Raw genomic sequence first — 17,110 nt, 5'->3', positions numbered from 1 at the left:
TTCGAATGTCATGACTTCCTCCTTTAGCTGGCCCTTCATTCTGAAGGTTCGGAGGGAGGCGTCCATCCCATAACATGCGCACGGCGATCGACAAGGTCGGCCGCGGCAAGGAGCGCGACGTCAATGTCCGTTTCCTGGCGATGGCCAGTCACTATGTGTATGAGCCCGAGTTCTGCAATCCCGCGTCCGGCTGGGAGAAAGGGCAGGTCGAGAAGAACGTTCAGGATGCGCGTCATCGCTTCTTTCAACCCGTTCCGCGCTTTCCATCATTGGATGCCCTGAACGACTGGCTGGAGCTTCGATGCAAGGAGTTCTGGGCAAAGACCCCACACGGACAGATGCGCGGCACCATCGCCGACATCTGGGCTGAGGAGGCTCTGGCGCTGATGCCTGTTACCCGCCCTTTCGACGGCTTCGTCGAATATACGAAGCGGGTCACGCCCACCTGCCTCGTCCATCTGGAGCGCAATCGCTACAGCGTCCCCGCATCCTTTGCCAATCGACCGGTGAGCCTGCGGGTCTATCCGGATCGTGTCGTGATCGCTGCGGAGGGCCAGATCGTCTGCGAGCATCGTCGCGTCATCGATCGCTCCCATGATCGACCGGGACAGACGATCTACGACTGGCGGCACTATCTGGCGGTGGTGCAGCGCAAGCCAGGTGCTCTTCGCAATGGCGCACCCTTCATCGAGCTACCGGACGCATTCCGGACCTTGCAGCAATATCTCCTGAAGAAGCCGGGTGGCGACCGGGAGATGGTCGATATCCTTGCCCTTGTTCTCCAGCATGACGAACAGGCCGTGCTATCGGCGGTCGACATGGCGCTGAAGTCCGGAGTTCCGACCAAGACGCATGTGCTGAACCTGCTGCATCGTCTCGTCGATGGCAAATCCTTCACACCGCCCACCATCGACGCGCCTCAGGCCCTGACGCTCACCAATGAGCCCAAGGCCAATGTCGAACGCTACGATGCGCTCAGAAAGACGGAGGTTCGCCATGCGTCATAATCCGGCAAGCGGCGCTATCGTCATTATGCTGCGGCAGTTGAAGATGCATGGCATGGCCCAGGCCATTGGCGAGCTCACCGAGCAGGGATCGCCAGCGTTCGAGGCCGCCATCCCGATCCTGTCGCAGCTCCTCAAGGCCGAGACCGCGGAACGTGAAGTGCGATCGACGGCCTACCAGCTCAAGACGGCACGCTTTCCAGCCTATCGTGATCTGAATGGCTTCGACTTCACCAGCAGTGAGATCAACGAGGCGCTGGTCCGCCAGCTTCATCGCTGCGACTTCCTCGACGACGCCAACAACATCGTCCTGGTCGGCGGTCCCGGCACGGGCAAGACGCATGTCGCCACGGCCATCGGTGTCCAGGCCATCGAACATCATCACAAACGGGTTCGGTTCTTCTCGACCGTGGAACTAGTCAATGCGCTGGAGCAGGAGAAGTCCCAAGGTCGTCCAGGCCAGATCGCCAACCGCCTGGCACACTCCGATCTCGTGATCCTCGACGAACTCGGCTACCTGCCGTTCAGTGCTTCAGGCGGTGCGCTGCTATTCCATCTGCTGAGCAAGCTCTACGAGCACACGAGCGTCATCATCACCACCAACCTGAGCTTCAGCGAGTGGGCCAGCGTCTTCGGCGATGCCAAGATGACCACCGCGTTGCTCGACCGCCTCACGCATCATTGCCACATCCTCGAAACCGGAAACGACAGCTTCCGATTCAAAAACAGTTCGGCCCATGAGCCCAAAGCGATGAAGGAGAAACGGAGGAACTTGACCACCCCAACCACGACGGACGATACCTAAGGCGGGTCACTTCTCGGTGCAAATCCCGGGTCAGTTCTCAGTGCAAATCAACACATGTCGTCTACGGTCATCGTGAGGTCGTTGAAATGGGTGTCATTGCCGACCCTCATCACGATGTCCGAGCCTGCGTTCTGGCTGATAATTCGGATGTCGCAGTCGTAAAGCGGGACTATTGCATCCCCGAACGTGAGATCGATCTTGTCGTCATTCGTGTGCAGGATGGCTTCTGGCCAGCTTATGGCGATCGCGTGCTTGGCTGGCAGGCTGTCGAGCTTTACGGGCTGCACGAGACGGCGGAGAATCCCGTCCTCGGTTATTGTCGAGTCCTGCAATTTCCTGCCGACGTCCTTGCACCAATCGATCCAGCCCGCAAAACCATGGACCGACTCGTAGGACCATATTTTCCCTTTCATCGAGCAGCCAATCGTGGACTTGCCGGCACTCGTGTAGCCCTGACCGAACAGGTTGGTCTTCATGCGGCCGCGATTCGCCGGGTCATCGGTCAGTTGTGGCGCGATGTCGGTACCCATGAACTGGGAATACCGGATTGGCTTCCTGACAGCTTCCGAGAGGCCAAGATGGCTGAGTATGAGGCGCTTGTAGCCGTCGAGGACCCTGAAGACCTGATTGCCCCGAATTCGTTTGACGTCCGATCCTGCGACTTTCTCGGCGAGCCTGGAATGCAGGTCGCTCAGGTCCGAGCTGCTGACGTACAGCAAATTCCGTTCGTCATCCCAGTGGCAGGCATAAAGATGGAAGGCGGTGTCGACCGGTTGCTTCAGCGGCGTCCATCGGAGTTTTTCCTCTTTTCGAAGAACCCAGATCGCAAGCCGTTCTGCGTGGTTGATGGACGGCCCATCAATGATCCAACCAGCGGGATAAGCTTCTTCGATCTTGCTCGGGTCCCATCGGTCACACGACGTTTCGTAGACGACGGCACCAAGCCGAGGATTAAGCTGTTCCAGCGGGAAGGTGGTTGGAGGCTGGTCGAACCCCTCGAAGACTTCCTGCCGCCGCTCCTCACGGGCGGTGTTACGGGTTCCAAGCCCCTCCAGGATGAAGTTCCAGTCCGCGTCTTCAGCATAGAGCGCCTGGAGGCTCTCCTTCATGCCGGCGGCGACCACATTGGCAATGATTGTCGCGTCACCAAGGTCTTTGCGGGTACGGGTAAACCGTCCTACGAACTGGACCGTAATGGCCTCGCTTTTGTGCTTGTCATGTAGCGCCGCGACTTTGAGATTGGGAAGATCGAAGCCTTCGCCAAGCATGTCCACGCAGACGATAATCCTGCTTTCGCGAGCTCGAAGCTTCCTGAGAACCTCGGCCTTTGCCTTTCCAGAGAGCTTGCTGTGTACGACCTGCGGATTGAACTCGGGGACCATCCGACAGTATAGCGCATGCAGCTTGGTCGCGATCTCAATCGTTCTGCATCGGGCCATCGCGAGGTGTAAATGTCCCTTCGCTTCGTCACTGCGCAGGGTATCCCTGACCTCAAGAATGATCTGCTCGTCGCCGGCGTCCCGGTCGAGGCCATACACAGGCTTGAAGTGGATTTTCCGGAAGTACCCTTCGGCATATGCCTTTTTCAGAGGATACGTGTAGATGAATTTCCCATCGACCCGTCGGCTGTCCGTTCGGTACGGCGTCGCTGTGAACTGAAGAACAAGGCTATTGCCGAACTGGGCTTTGAATTCTCGCCATGTCCTCGCGCCGATGTGGTGGGCTTCATCCACGAAGAGATGGCTTGTCAGTTCCGCCATGCGCTGCTGAACAGCGATGTCCGCTTTCGCTACCGCGTCCATGGTGGTGACCACGACGTTTGCACGGAGGAAGATGTCGTCCACCGCCTCCGTGCACTTCGGGATTTCTTCGAGGGTCGCGACGACTGGAAGCTTGGCGGTCGCAGACACACTACCGCATTCCTTCAGGACACCGAGTTCGAGGAATTTATCCGAAATCTGCGTGCGAAGAGCGTCGCCCGGGACGACGACCAAAAGTCGCTCGATCTGAGCGACGACGAGCAGTGCCAACATGGTCTCGGTTTTCCCGGTCCCTGTCGGCATCACGATAGTGGCTGGAATGCTCGACGAGGTCCAGTGGCCGAGGGCAGCGTGTATCGCGCCGATCTGCGGAGTACGAAGCCCCTTTTGCTGGACGACACCATCGACCACGAGTTCTTCGTCGTACCGAAAGGCACCGCGCCAAGACTGTCGGATCGCGGCGAGTTCTTTCTCGAAGTCCGGAACTCTGATAACCATCGGCTCCGCCGCGACAGGTCTCACCCACACGCCGACCTGAGACGACGCGCGTATTGCCGAGAGCGAAGAGGCTTCGGGGTGACGGAGGACTTCCGCTGCGTCTAGTTGGACATCCGTTTTCCGCGGAATAACAGCGATCTCCCGCTGCCCGTCAAAGGATCGAAGAAAAACCCCTTGAAGGCGATTTTGGGTGAATTCATTTGCAGTCAGCGAAACTGTCCGCCTTGGGTGCTTCACCTTCCGGACAACGGCTCCATGCACCTTTCCCGCGAGATCGAACTGCTCCGGAAGCAGAAGCTCGAGTTCCTCTTTGAATAACGTGTCCACCTGATCTCCGGGTCTGCGATCGTATATCGCGCGTGCCTCAATACCTCTGATGGTAGTATCGGATTTTGATGCGGGCAATTCGATTCGAATGCTCGGCAAACTTGTTGACAGGGCGAGAGTCCTTCAGGCCGATTTGAGCCAATGGCCTCACAAATGAATGCCAGAAAACTGGCTGTTTTCAACGCGGGAATGCCAGAAATCTTGCAAAGGATTGCAGGAAACCGATCCTCTAAATCATTGATTTTCCGTCGCCGTCTCACAAAGGTAGGAAGGACGCCACACTGGCTCTATCGCTACAAGGATCTTGAGGGCTGGTGGACCAACCCTCACCGTGAACGCGCGGGCGGGGCCGAACTGCCGGAGCCGACGTCGTGGCAGCCGCGCTCCAAGCCGATCTGGTTCACCGAACTCGGCTGCCCGGCGGTCGACAAGGGCGCGAACCAGCCGAACGTCTTCACCGACCCGAAGAGCGCGGAGAACGCGCTGCCCTATTTTTCCGCCGGCGGCCGCGCGGACGCGATGCAGCGGCGGTTTCTGGACGCCCATCTCGGCTGGTGGCGGGGAGAGGGGCCGGAGCCCGGCATGGTCGATCCGGACCACATCTTCCTCTGGACCTGGGACGCGCGGCCTTACCCGGCCTTTCCCGAAGACGACGCGCTCTGGGCCGACGGCCACAACTGGCAGCTCGGCCACTGGCTGAACGGGCGGCTGGGGGCGACGACGGTTGCCGATGCGATCGCGGCGATCCTGACCGACCACGGCTTTGCGGACTTCGACGTTTCCAGGGTGGGCGGCGACCTGGTCGGCCTCGTGCAGGCCGAGCCGGGCTCGGCGCGCAGCCTGCTGGAGCCGCTGATGGCGGCCTTCCAGGTCGACGCGGTGGAGGAGGGCGCGACGCTCGTCTTCCGCTCGCGGCTGCGGGCAGCGCTTCCGGCGATCGAAATCGACGTCCTGGCCGAACGGCCGGACGAGACCGCATTCGAGGAGGTGCGCGGCCACGGCAGCGAATTCGCCGGCGAGGCGGTGCTGGACCATCTCTCCGACACGGCCGCCTATCAGCGGGTGACCGCACGCTCGCGCCGGACGACGGCTGAAAACGACCGGGTGCTGCGGCTGTCGCTGCCTGTGGTGCTGCATGGCGCGGCGGCGGCGGGCGCGGCGGAGGCGATGCTCAGGGACCACCGCGCCGGCATGCGGCGGTTGACCTTCCGCCTGCCGCCGAACGCGCTTTCGGTGATGCCGGGCGACGTCATGCGGCTTGCCGACGGCCCGGACGGGCGCTTCGTCGTCACGCGCGTGACCGAGGGCGAGGTCCGCGAGATCGAGGCGCAGAGTTTCGCCGGCGGCGACATCAATGCGCCGGTGCCCTTTGCCCGCCAGTCGGCACGCTCGGGGGCGGGGCTGGAGGCGGCGGCCTTCCTGCCGGACGTGCAATTGCTCGACCTGCCGGCATTCGAGGCGGGGCCGGAGGAGAGCTTCGCCCGCGTCGCCGTCCTTGCCAGCCCCTGGCGGCCGGTGCTGGTCTCGTCCTCGCCGGGAGCGGACGGCTACGCGCCGCGCGTGCGGCTGGAGCGGCCGGCGCGAATCGGGCGGCTGGCGGCGGAGCTCGTGGCCGGCGCCTGGGGGCGGTTCGACCGTGCCCATGCCATCGAACTCGACCTGCCCTTCGGCGCGCTGTCGACGAAGGCGCGCGACGCCGTCCTCGGCGGCGACAACAGGATCGCGGTCGCCGCTCCCTCGGGGCGCTGGGAGATCCTGGGTTTCCTCGAGGCGGAAGAGACGGCGCCGCGGCACTGGCGGCTTAGCGGTCTCCTGCGCGGGCTCGCCGGCAGCGAGGACGCGATGGCCGAGGGACATCCGGCGGGATCGGTGGCGGTGCTGCTGGACGCGGCGGTGCGGCCCCTGTCCCTGACCGCCGACGAGGCCGGGCGGAGCTTCAATTTCATCGTCGAGGCGCGCGGTGCCGTGCAGGCGGGCGCACCGGTCGCCTTTGCCGGCGGCATGCGGGCGAGGATGCCGCTTGCGCCGGTGCACCTGCGCGCCCGGCGGCGCGGCGACGGCGACGTCCTCTTCTCCTGGACCCGGCGGGCGCGGCGCGATGCCGACGGCTGGGAGGGCTACGACATTCCGCTCGACGAGCCGTTCGAGGCCTACCGGCTGGAGATCCTGGCCGGCGGCGCGGTGGTGCGCTCCGTCGAGACCGACGGGCCTTCCCATACCTATGCGGCGGCCGACGAGGCGCAGGATTTCGGCGCAGCACAGCCGGCGATCACCATCCGCGTGCGCCAGCTCGGGCTTTCGGTGCGCGACGGCATGCCGGCGAAAAGAACCGTAACAACTTGAGATGAAAGGGAAATTCCATGGAGACGGAGACCAAGGTCTGGTATTTGTCGAGAACGGTCTGGGGCGGCATCCTGGCGATCGCAGCCTCGGTGCTCAATCTGGCCGGAATAGAGATCAGCGGGGCCGACCAGGCCGAGCTGGCGGACAAGATGACGGCGCTGATGGCGGCTGCGGGCGGGATCGTCGCGGTTGCAGGACGGCTTGCCGCCAGCAGGCGGTTGCGCTGAGGGGCGGCCGGTCGCGGGGAAATCATCGACACATTCATTTGCCATTCAGCGTCGTTGCGTTAATTCTGACGCCACGTTGTAAGTGCCATCGAAGTTGTTAGTGCCATCGAAAGTGTGTCCATGACCTCGCCCATCATCATCGCTGCGACAGCGGCCAGCATGGCGTTCCTCGCGCCGCCGGCCGGGGACCGCATGCAGACGGTTGCCGCCGATTGCAGCGACGCGGCACGCCAGGTCATGGCCGAAACGGGCGGCGAGCTGCTGTCGGCGCAGCCGCGCAACGGCGTCTGCGTGGTCACCGTGCTGGTGCCGGGCAAGGGCAATGCGCGGCCGCGCAAGATCACCGTACGCGTGCCGATGGAGTAGCCGGACGGCCGGCGGATCCGAAGAAATGTGGCCGCAAAAGCATCTGGCTGTTTGCGCCCGCGACGTGCGACAATAGAAGAACGCAAGGCGCGCAGGGCGATTCCCCGGGGATGGCGGCGCGCTTGAAGGGGTGAAGGGAAGGGAAGCCGACAGATGCGCATTCTCGTTGTCGAGGACGACGAAAACCTCAACCGGCAGCTTGCCGAGGCGCTGAAGGAGGCCGGCTATGTGGTCGACCAGGCGCATGACGGCGAGGAAGGGCACTATCTCGGCGATGCCGAACCCTATGATGCGGTGATCCTCGATATCGGCCTGCCGGAGATGGACGGCATCACCGTCCTGGAGAAATGGCGGGCGGACGGCAAGCGCATGCCGGTGCTGCTCTTGACGGCGCGCGACCGCTGGAGCGACAAGGTCGCCGGCATCGACGCGGGCGCCGACGACTACGTGGCCAAGCCCTTTCATGTCGAGGAAGTGCTGGCGCGGATCCGCGCACTGATCCGGCGCGCCGCCGGCCATGCGAGCTCCGAGATCGTCTGCGGTCCGGTCCGGCTCGATACCAAGGGCTCGAAGGCGACGGTCAACGGGGTGGCGCTCAAGCTGACCTCGCACGAGTACCGCCTGCTCTCCTACCTCATGCACCATATGGGCCAGGTGGTCTCGCGCACGGAACTGGTGGAGCACATGTACGACCAGGACTTCGACCGCGACAGCAATACCATCGAGGTCTTTGTCGGCCGGCTTCGCAAGAAGATCGGCGTCGACCTGATCGAGACCGTGCGCGGCCTCGGCTACCGCATGCAAGCGCCCGGCGATGGCCGCTAGGGCGCAGGCGGGCGCGCGGTCGCTCACCTTCCGCGTGCTCCTGCTCGCCTCGCTGTGGTCGGCGGTGGCGCTGGTGGTGATCGCGCTGGTGATCTCGACACTCTACCGGCGCAGCGCCGAGGGTGCCTTCCGCGACCTCCTGCGCGCCCAGCTCTACAACGTCATCAACTCCGTCTCCACCGACGAGAGCTTCCAGCTGACCGGCAGCCCGCAGCTCGGCGACCTGCGCTTCTCGCAGCCGCAGACGGGCTGGTACTGGATCGTCGAGCCGATCGGCGACAACTTCCCCTCCGAGCCGATGTCCTCGACCTCGCTCGGCTACGGCAGCATCCCGATCCCCGACACCGAGACCATCCCCTTCGACACGCGCTACGAGCGCTATTATACGACCGAGGACACCTTCGGAAACCGGGTCGAGGTGGTCGAGACCGAGGTGGTGCTCGACCAGGACGGGCGCACGGCGCGCTTTCGCATCGCCGGCAACCGCAACGTGCTGGAAGACGATATCCGGGCCTTTTCCCGCAATCTTTACCTGGCGCTGGCCGGCTTCGGTTTCGGCAGTCTCTGCCTGAACGCGATCGCCATCCTGATCGGCCTGAAGCCGCTCGACCATGTGCGCAAGGCGCTGGAGCAGATCCGCGCCGGCCAGGCCGAGCAGCTGAGCGGCGCCTTCCCGCGGGAGATCCAGCCGCTGGCCAGCGAGGTCAACGCACTGATCGACAGCAACCGCCGCATCATCGAGCGGGCGCGCATGCAGGTCGGCAATCTCGCTCACTCCCTCAAGACACCGATCGCCGTGCTCCTGAACGAGGCGCGTGTGCTGCAGCCGTCGCACGGCGAACTGGTGCGCACGCAGGCCGAGGCGATGCAGAGCCAGGTGCAGTCCTATCTCAACCGCGCCCGCATCGCCGCCCAGCGCGAATCGGTGCTGGCGCGCACCGAGGCGGCCCCGGTGCTGCAGCGGCTGGCCCGGGTGATGCGGCGGCTGAACGCCGACATCGATTTTCCTCTCTCGATCGAGCCGGAGGACCTGATGGTGGCGATGGAGCAGCAGGATCTGGAGGAGGTCGTCGGCAACCTTCTGGAGAACGCCGCACGCTATGCCCGCGACACCGTGGCCATCCGCGCGATGCCGGCCCCCGATCCGGCAGACGGCGCCGACGTGCAGCGCCGCCGCTGGGTGCTGCTCGAAGTGGAGGACAATGGCCCGGGGCTCGAGCCCGACCAGATCCAGGAAGCCCTGAAGCGCGGGCGGCGGCTGGACGAGAGCAAGCCCGGCACCGGGCTCGGCCTTTCGATCGTCCGCGAGATCACCTCGGAGTATCAGGGGACGCTGACGCTGGCGCGCGGACCCCTCGGCGGACTGCTCGCGCGATTGACGCTGCCGGCTGTCGCAAAGGATGTTGCTTGATACCGAAGACAGTGCAAGATAGGTGCCGGCGATGCAACGTCGTCCGCCGCGCTCGATGAATGAGCGGGTAGTCTCGGGAAAAGGCCTGAAATGAATCAGACAGACCGGATGTACAGAAAGTCTCGTGTCGTAACCATTCCGGTAGTCGTCGCTTCGCTCGGGCTTGCAGGCTGCAGCACGACATCGGGGCGTACCGTCACTATGGCCAATGCCTCCGCGGGGGCGGCCGTATCCTCGGAATCCTATATCTCCGCGCTCGACGGCGGGCTCGTCGCGCGCGCTTCGGGAGTGACGCTTTCCGCCGCCGACCGCCAGCGCGCGCTCGAGGCCGAATATCGTGCGCTCGAGGCCGCCCCCGGTGGCCAGCCCGTGGTCTGGCAGGGCCGCGGCGTGCAGGGCTCGGTCGTCGCGGCCGCCCCCTACCAGGTGGGTTCGCAGAACTGCCGGCAATACAAGCATACGGTAACTGTAGGCGGTCGGGAGACGGTCAGCCGCGGCGCGGCCTGCCGCACCTCGGCGGGAACCTGGACGCCGCTGAGCTGAATGGCGGACGCCGCCCGAAAGGCCAGCTGAGCGTTGCCCGGGAGGCGGAATGCGGCGAAACGCCTCAAATCTCCGTCAGAAAGGCTTTTGCAATTGGAAAAGGGCCGGCGTTCCATTAATTGAACGCCATGCTCTTCTGGATCCTTGTCGCCGTCCTGACCGCTGCGGTCGCCATCGTTCTGCTCCTGCCGCTGTTGCGGGCGGGCCGGGACGCCGATAGCGCCGAGGCGCACGATGCTGAGGTCTATCGCGACCAGCTGGACGAGTTGCAGCGCGACGAGGCGGCCGGCCTGATCGGCCGGGCCGAGGCGGAACTCGCGCGTGCCGAGATCGCACGCCGCCTGATCGCTGCCAGCGGCCACGGACAGGCGGCGCCCGAGGCGGCCGCGTCCCCGGCATCGGAGCGGCGCCGCAATCGGCTGGCGCAGGTCGTCGTCGTCGTGCTCCTGCCGGCGATCGGGCTCTGTCTTTACTTGCTGCAGGGCCGGCCGGAACTTCCCGCGCAACCGCTGGCGGCGCGGCTCGCCGCACCCGGCAACGACCTCAACATCCTGCTCGCCAAGGCCGAACGGCACCTGGCCGAAAACCCCGACGACGGGGCCGGCTGGGAACTGCTGGCGCCGATCTACGCCCGTAACGGCCGGCTGGAGGACGCCGCGAACGCCTACAGCCAGGCGATCCGGATCCTGGGCGGTTCGACGGAGCGGCTTGACGGCCATGCCGAGGCGCTGATCGCGCTGGCAGACGGCATCGTCACCAAGGATGCCCGCGAGGCGCTGGAGCAATCGCTGGCGCTGGACGCGCAAAACCCGCGCACGCGCTTCTACCTGGCGCTGGCGCTGGAGCAGGAAGGCAAGCGGGACGAGGCGCGCGGCGCCTTCGAGGCGCTGGCGAAGGATTCGCCGGCCGAGGCGCCCTGGCTGCCGCTGGTCAACCGCCATATCGCCTCGCTCGGGGGCAATGCCGCCGGGCAGGGGGCGGGACAGGATCCCGCCCGGGCGGAAAACGACGCGCCGGGCGGCCCGACCGAGGAAGACGTGGCCGCGGCCGGCGAGATGGACGCGCAGGGCCGCCAGCAAATGATCGAAGGCATGGTCGACAGCCTGGCTGCGCGGCTGAAGGAGAATCCCGACAATTTCGAGGGCTGGATGCGCATCATCCGTTCCTATGTGGTGCTGGATCAAAGACGGGCCGCCGAAGAGGCGCTAGCGCTGGCTCTGAAGAGCTTTCCGCCCGAGAGCGACAATGGCAGGCAGTTGCTGGCGCTGGCGGGCGAGCTTCGGATAACGGCCGGGGGTGACGGACAATGACACGCAAGCAGAAACGGTTGGCAGTCATCGGCGGGGGCGTGGGCTTCCTGGTTGCGGCGGTGCTGCTCGTCATGTTCGCCTTCAGCCAGTCGATCGCCTATTTCTACGTTCCCGGCGACCTGCAGAAGACCGAGGTTCCGCCGGGCACCCGGATCCGGCTGGGCGGTCTCGTCGAGGCAGGCTCGGTCGAGCGCGGCTCGGGCTCGACGGTGACCTTCGTGGTCACAGACACGATCGGCACGGTTCCGGTGACCTATACCGGCATCCTGCCGGACCTGTTCCGCGAGGGGCAGGGGGTGGTCGCCGAGGGCGCCTTCACGGCCGGGAACCCGGTCTTCGTGGCCGACACCGTGCTTGCCAAGCACGACGAGACCTATATGCCGAAAGACGTGGCCGACCGGCTGGAGGCGCAGGGCGTGACGCTCGGAGGCAAGGAGACGATCCGTTGATCATCGAAATCGGACACTACGCCCTGGTCCTGCTGCTGGCGACGTCGATCGTCCAGTCGCTGCTGCCGCTGGCCGGCACGGTCCGCAACGATCCCGCCCTGATGGCAGTGGCGCCCTCGGCGGCGGTCACGGGCTTTCTGCTGACCGCCTTTTCCTTCGCCATCCTCACCTTCGCCTATGTGACTTCGGATTTCTCGGTCGCCAACGTCTGGCAGAACTCCCATTCGATGAAGCCGATGATCTACAAGATCTCCGGCGTCTGGGGGAACCATGAAGGCTCGATGATGCTCTGGCTGCTCATCCTGACCTTCTTCAGCGCACTGGTGGCGACCTTCGGCGGCAACCTGCCGGAACGGCTGCGGGCGAACGTTCTCGCCGTGCAGGGCTGGATCACCACCGCCTTCGGCCTGTTCATCCTCCTGACCTCCAATCCCTTTCTGCGGCTCGACCCGGCGCCGGGCGAGGGGCAGGACCTCAACCCGATCCTGCAGGACGTCGGGCTCGCGATCCATCCGCCGCTGCTCTATCTTGGCTATGTCGGCTTCTCCGTCTGCTTCTCCTTTGCCATCGCTGCGCTGATCGACGGGCGGATCGACGCGGCCTGGGCGCGCTGGGTGCGGCCCTGGGCGCTGATGGCCTGGAGCTTCCTGACCGCCGGCATCGCCATGGGTTCCTACTGGGCCTATTACGAGCTCGGCTGGGGCGGCTGGTGGTTCTGGGACCCGGTCGAGAACGCCTCCTTCATGCCCTGGCTCGCCGGCACAGCCCTTTTGCACTCCGCGCTGGTGATGGAAAAGCGCGAGGCGCTGAAGATCTGGACGGTGCTGCTGTCGATCCTGACGTTTTCGCTGTCGCTGCTCGGCACCTTCCTCGTCCGCTCGGGCGTGCTCACCTCCGTGCACGCCTTTGCGACCGACCCGACCCGCGGCGTGTTCATCCTGACGATCCTCATCATCTTCATCGGCGGCGCGCTGTCGCTCTTCGCCCTGCGTGCGCCGACGCTGAAGGCCGGCGGCCTGTTCGCGCCGATCTCGCGCGAAGGCGCGCTTGTCTTCAACAACCTGATCCTGACGACGGCGGCCGCGACCGTCCTGACCGGCACGCTCTATCCGCTGGTGCTGGAAGCGCTGACGGGCGAGAAGATCTCGGTCGGCGCCCCCTTCTTCAACCTGACCTTCGGCCTCCTGATGCTGCCGCTGCTGCTGGCGGTGCCGTTCGGCCCTCTGCTCGCCTGGAAGCGCGGCGATCTGCTGGCCGCGGGCCAGCGGCTGTTCGCCGCCGTCGGCATCGGGCTCTTTCTCGCGGCGATCGCGCAGTGGTCGCAGGGCGGCGGGCCGGTGCTCGCCTATTTCGGCCTTGCGATCGGCTTCTACATGCTGGCCGGCGCCGTGACCGACCTGGCGCTGCGCGCCGGCGTCGGCAAGGTGACGGCAGGCGTGGCGCGCCGGCGCCTGTTCGGGTTGCCGGGCTCGGCCTTCGGTACTGCACTCGCCCATTTCGGCGTCGGCGTCACCGTGATCGGCATCGTCGCCGTCACCGCCTTCGAGACCGAGCACGTGGTCGAGATGAAGCCGGGCGCGAGCGTTGAGGCCGGGGGTTACACGCTGACCTTCGACGGCATGCGCCAGGGGCGCGGGCCGAACTTCACCGAGGAGAGCGGCCATTTCACCATCGCCCGCGCCGGTGTCTCGAAGGGCGAGGTCTGGTCTTCCAAGCGGCTCTACACGGCGCGGCGCATGCCGACGACCGAGGCCGGCATCCGCACCTTCGGCTTCAGCCAGCTCTACGTCTCCCTCGGCGACGCCATGAGCGACGGCGGCATCGTCGTCCGCGTCTGGTGGAAGCCGATGATCCTGTGCATCTGGATCGGTTCGCTGATCATGATGGCGGGCGGCTTCGTGTCGCTGTGCGACCGCCGGCTGCGCATCGGCGCGCCGCAGGGCGCGCGGAAGGCAAGGCCGGTTCCGGCGCTGGAGGCGGCTGAATGATGCGGTGGTCGCCCCTCCTGTTCCGGTACTTGCCCCTCACCCTAGCCCTCTCCCCGCAAGCGGGGAGAGGGGACGTGCCCCATGCGACGCGATCGTCCTTCTCCCCGCTTGCGGGGAGAAGGTGCCGGCAGGCGGATGAGGGGCGTCGTGGCATATTCGCCAGGCTGGCATTGACCCTCTTCCTGCTTCTTTCGCCGCTGCCGGCCTTCGCCGTCAATCCGGACGAGGTGCTAGCCGACCCGGCGCTGGAGGCCCGCGCGCGGGCGCTTTCGGCGCAGTTGCGCTGCATGGTCTGCCAGAACCAGTCGATCGACGATTCCAACGCGGAACTGGCCCGCGACCTGCGCGTGCTCGTGCGCGAGCGCATCGTCGGCGGCGACAGCGACGAGGCGGTGATCGACTACGTCGTCTCGCGCTACGGCGAGTTCGTGCTGCTGAAGCCGCGGCTGCGGGGCGAGACGCTGCTGCTCTGGGGCGCGCCGATCGTGCTTTTCCTCGGCGGAGCGGCCGCGATGACGCTGTTCGTGCGCCGGCGCGCCGGCAAGTCGGTCGGCGAGCCGCTGACGGCGGAGGAAAAGGCGGCGCTGGAGAAGATCGTCGCCGGGAGCCAGGCAAAGGGTGCGGGCGGGGAAAGCTGAGGCAGCTCGCGCAAGAACGTGCAGCGGTCTTGTGGCAGCGACTTGCGAGAAAACAAGGACTTGAAGCGCAAAGCGAATTCGACGAATCCCGACGCGCTCTAACGCCCGCCTCGCGCAAACATTACCAAAATTTCATGCCGCGGATAGTGCGCGGTAATGTGGACGGCCCTATCTGTTGGTCATCGATCTCCAGTCGATTCCCAAGAGAAAAGGTTCCGCGATGTCCAAGCAAATTTCCCTCCGCCCTTCGCTCAAGACGGTTCTGAAGACTTCTACCGTCGCGGGTCTGGCAGCACTGATGCTTTCGACCGGCATTCCCGCGCAGGTCGTGCAGTCCTTCGCCGAGCCGGTCAAGGTCACCGCGCCGCAGGTTGCAAGCTTCGGCGACGTCGTCGACGCGGTCTCCCCGGCCGTCGTCTCCGTTCGCGTCCAGTCCGACGTCAAGCCGGTCTCCAACGACGGTGACGGCAACAGCTTCAACTTCAACTTCGGCGGCCGTGGCTTCGACGACCTGCCGGACGATCACCCGCTCAAGCGCTTCTTCCGTGAATTCGGCGGCCCCGGCGGCGGCCAGGACGGCCCGCGCGCCGACCGCGGCCCGCACCGCTTCGGCGACCGCGACCGTGACGGCAAGCGCAGGGGGCACATGCGCCCGACCTCGCAGGGCTCCGGCTTCATCATCTCCGAGGACGGCTACATCGTCACCAACAACCACGTCGTCGATGACGGCGCCGCCTTCACCGTCATCATGAACGACGGCACCGAGCTCGACGCCAAGCTGGTCGGCAAGGACAGCCGCACTGACCTCGCCGTCCTGAAGATCGACAACAAGGACAACCGCAAGTTCACCTATGTCAGCTTCGCAGACGACAACAAGGTGCGCGTCGGTGACTGGGTCGTCGCTGTCGGCAACCCGTTCGGCCTCGGCGGCACCGTGACCGCCGGCATCATCTCCGCCCGCGGTCGCGACATCGGCTCCGGTCCCTATGACGACTACCTGCAGATCGACGCTGCCGTGAACCGCGGCAACTCGGGCGGCCCGGCCTTCAACCTCGACGGCCAGGTCGTCGGCATCAACACGGCGATCTTCTCGCCCTCCGGCGGCAATGTCGGCATCGCCTTCGCGATCCCCGCTTCCGTCGCCAAGGACGTCGTTGCCGACCTGATGAAGGACGGCAAGGTCGAGCGCGGCTGGCTCGGCGTGCAGATCCAGCCGGTGACCAAGGACATCGCCGAATCGCTGGGGCTGGCCGAGGCGCAGGGTGCGCTGGTGGTCGAGCCGCAGGCCGGATCCCCGGGCGAGAAGGCCGGCATCAAGAAGGGTGACGTGATCACGGCCCTTGACGGCGACCCGATCAAGGATCCGCGCGACCTCGCAAAGCGCGTCGCCCTGATCGCGCCGGGCACCGAGACCGAGTTCTCGCTGTGGCGCAACGGCAAGTCGGAGACCGTCAAGGTCGAGATCGCCAAGCTCGAGGCCGACCAGCAGGCTTCGGCCTCGTCGGACCAGGCAACGCCGGACGAGCCGCAGTCGAGCGAGGAGGAACTCGCAGACCTCGGCATCGCCGTCAGCCCGTCCGATGACGGCACCGGCGTCACCGTCGCCGCCGTCGATCCGGACTCGGATGCGAGCGATCGCGGCCTGAAGGAAGGCGACCGCATCACCTCGGTCAACAACAAGGAAGTCAAGTCGGCTGACGACATCACCAAGGTCATCGACCAGGCCCGCAAGGACGGCCGCACCAAGGCGCTGTTCCAGGTCGATACCGACAGTGGCAGCCGCTTCCTTGCCCTGCCGATCGACCAGGGCTGACCCGCACAGATCGATCCGGTGCGCCGCGGAATCGCAAGGTTTCGCGGCGCTTGCGTCTTGACGCGGCGCCTGGCGTCGCGATCTGTTCAACGGCGCGTCAACACGTGTAAGGTTCATCCATGAAGATACTGATTGTAGAAGACGATCTGGATGCCGCCGCCTACCTGACCAAGGCGTTCCGCGAGGCCGGCATCGTTTCCGACCATGCCAGCGACGGCGACAGCGGCCTCTTTCTGGCGATGGAGAACGCCTATGACGTGCTTGTCGTCGACCGCATGCTGCCGCGTCGCGACGGCCTCTCGCTGATCTCCGAGCTGCGGGCCAGGGGCATCCACACGCCCGCCCTGATCCTGTCGGCGCTCGGCCAGGTCGACGACCGCGTGACCGGCCTGCGCGCCGGCGGCGACGACTACCTGCCCAAGCCCTACGCCTTCAGCGAGCTTCTGGCCCGCGTCGAGGTGCTCGGCCGCCGCAAGGGTTCGCCCGACCAGGACATGACCTACCGCGTCGGCGATCTCGAGCTCGATCGGCTCGCGCATGTCGTGCGCCGTGGCGGCAGGGAGATCCTGCTCCAGCCGCGCGAGTTCCGCCTGCTGGAGTATCTGATGAAGAACGCGGGCCAGGTGGTGACGCGCACCATGCTGCTGGAGAACGTCTGGGACTATCACTTCGACCCGCAGACCAACGTCATCGACGTGCACGTGTCGCGGCTGCGCTCCAAGATCGAGAAGGACTTCGACCAGCCGCTGCTGCGCACGGTGCGCGGCGCCGGCTACATGATCAAGGACGAGGTTTCCGCCTGA

Annotated in this window: 14 protein-coding genes and 1 pseudogene; 14 read left to right on the top strand and 1 reads right to left on the bottom strand. The window is 65.4% G+C overall.

Annotation, left to right across the window (positions count from 1 at the left end; all coding sequences use genetic code 11):
- Window positions 1-71: 71 nt before the first annotated feature.
- Together OCK02_RS20545 and istB are read left to right on the top strand one after the other, a co-directional pair.
- A pseudogene (locus OCK02_RS20545) lies at window positions 72-1,007 on the top strand (Mu transposase domain-containing protein); the annotation flags it as partial.
- A complete protein-coding gene (gene istB / locus OCK02_RS20540; protein ID WP_263814629.1) occupies window positions 997-1,809 on the top strand; it encodes an IS21-like element helper ATPase IstB in 813 nt (270 codons plus the stop codon). The pseudogene OCK02_RS20545 and the gene istB, both read left to right, overlap by 11 nt.
- A 47-nt stretch (window positions 1,810-1,856) precedes the next feature.
- On the opposite strand, the gene OCK02_RS20535 is transcribed toward istB, so the two are convergent.
- Window positions 1,857-4,394, bottom strand: coding sequence for a DEAD/DEAH box helicase (locus tag OCK02_RS20535; protein WP_263814628.1), 2,538 nt, complete (start codon window positions 4,392-4,394; stop codon window positions 1,857-1,859).
- Window positions 4,395-4,631: 237 nt separating this feature from the next.
- On the opposite strand from OCK02_RS20535, the gene OCK02_RS20530 reads away from it, so the two are divergent.
- From OCK02_RS20530 to OCK02_RS20475, 12 genes are all read left to right on the top strand, one after another.
- On the top strand, window positions 4,632-6,737 hold the full coding sequence (locus OCK02_RS20530) for a glycoside hydrolase/phage tail family protein (RefSeq protein ID WP_263814627.1): 2,106 nt from the start codon (window positions 4,632-4,634) through the stop codon (window positions 6,735-6,737).
- Window positions 6,738-6,754: 17 nt separating this feature from the next.
- On the top strand, window positions 6,755-6,964 hold the full coding sequence (locus OCK02_RS20525) for a hypothetical protein (protein ID WP_263814626.1): 210 nt from the start codon (window positions 6,755-6,757) through the stop codon (window positions 6,962-6,964).
- 120 nt (window positions 6,965-7,084) lie between these two features.
- On the top strand, window positions 7,085-7,330 hold the full coding sequence (locus OCK02_RS20520; protein WP_230803235.1) for a hypothetical protein: 246 nt from the start codon (window positions 7,085-7,087) through the stop codon (window positions 7,328-7,330).
- Between the two features lie 153 nt (window positions 7,331-7,483).
- On the top strand, window positions 7,484-8,155 hold the full coding sequence (gene feuP / locus OCK02_RS20515; RefSeq protein WP_230803237.1) for a two-component system response regulator FeuP: 672 nt from the start codon (window positions 7,484-7,486) through the stop codon (window positions 8,153-8,155).
- A complete protein-coding gene (locus tag OCK02_RS20510) occupies window positions 8,145-9,566 on the top strand; it encodes a sensor histidine kinase (RefSeq protein ID WP_263814625.1) in 1,422 nt (473 codons plus the stop codon). The genes feuP and OCK02_RS20510 overlap by 11 nt, the downstream gene beginning before the upstream one ends.
- A 90-nt stretch (window positions 9,567-9,656) precedes the next feature.
- The gene (locus OCK02_RS20505; protein ID WP_263814624.1) at window positions 9,657-10,109 is read left to right on the top strand and encodes a hypothetical protein; all 453 of its coding nucleotides are present in this window, start codon (window positions 9,657-9,659) and stop codon (window positions 10,107-10,109) included.
- Between the two features lie 128 nt (window positions 10,110-10,237).
- Window positions 10,238-11,419 carry a c-type cytochrome biogenesis protein CcmI gene (gene ccmI, locus OCK02_RS20500; RefSeq protein WP_263814639.1) on the top strand — a complete coding sequence of 394 codons (1,182 nt, stop codon included), beginning with the start codon at window positions 10,238-10,240 and terminating at the stop codon, window positions 11,417-11,419.
- On the top strand, window positions 11,416-11,868 hold the full coding sequence (gene ccmE / locus OCK02_RS20495) for a cytochrome c maturation protein CcmE (protein WP_263814623.1): 453 nt from the start codon (window positions 11,416-11,418) through the stop codon (window positions 11,866-11,868). The genes ccmI and ccmE overlap by 4 nt, the downstream gene beginning before the upstream one ends.
- Window positions 11,865-13,856 carry a heme lyase CcmF/NrfE family subunit gene (locus OCK02_RS20490; protein WP_263814622.1) on the top strand — a complete coding sequence of 664 codons (1,992 nt, stop codon included), beginning with the start codon at window positions 11,865-11,867 and terminating at the stop codon, window positions 13,854-13,856. Before ccmE ends, OCK02_RS20490 begins: the two co-directional genes overlap by 4 nt.
- Window positions 13,857-14,008: 152 nt before the next feature.
- The gene (locus tag OCK02_RS20485) at window positions 14,009-14,494 is read left to right on the top strand and encodes a cytochrome c-type biogenesis protein CcmH (RefSeq protein WP_263814638.1); all 486 of its coding nucleotides are present in this window, start codon (window positions 14,009-14,011) and stop codon (window positions 14,492-14,494) included.
- A 220-nt stretch (window positions 14,495-14,714) separates the two neighbouring features.
- Window positions 14,715-16,307, top strand: a complete 1,593-nt coding sequence (locus OCK02_RS20480) for a Do family serine endopeptidase (RefSeq protein WP_263814621.1) — start codon at window positions 14,715-14,717, stop codon at window positions 16,305-16,307.
- 119 nt (window positions 16,308-16,426) lie between these two features.
- On the top strand, window positions 16,427-17,110 hold the full coding sequence (locus tag OCK02_RS20475) for a response regulator transcription factor (RefSeq protein WP_263814620.1): 684 nt from the start codon (window positions 16,427-16,429) through the stop codon (window positions 17,108-17,110).

The organism is Rhizobium sp. TRM96647 (assembly GCF_025780115.1).
Taxonomy (GTDB): Bacteria; Pseudomonadota; Alphaproteobacteria; order Rhizobiales; family Rhizobiaceae; genus Mycoplana.
Note: the sequence above shows the minus strand (reverse complement) of the source record. Positions and strands in the feature narration are given on the sequence as shown.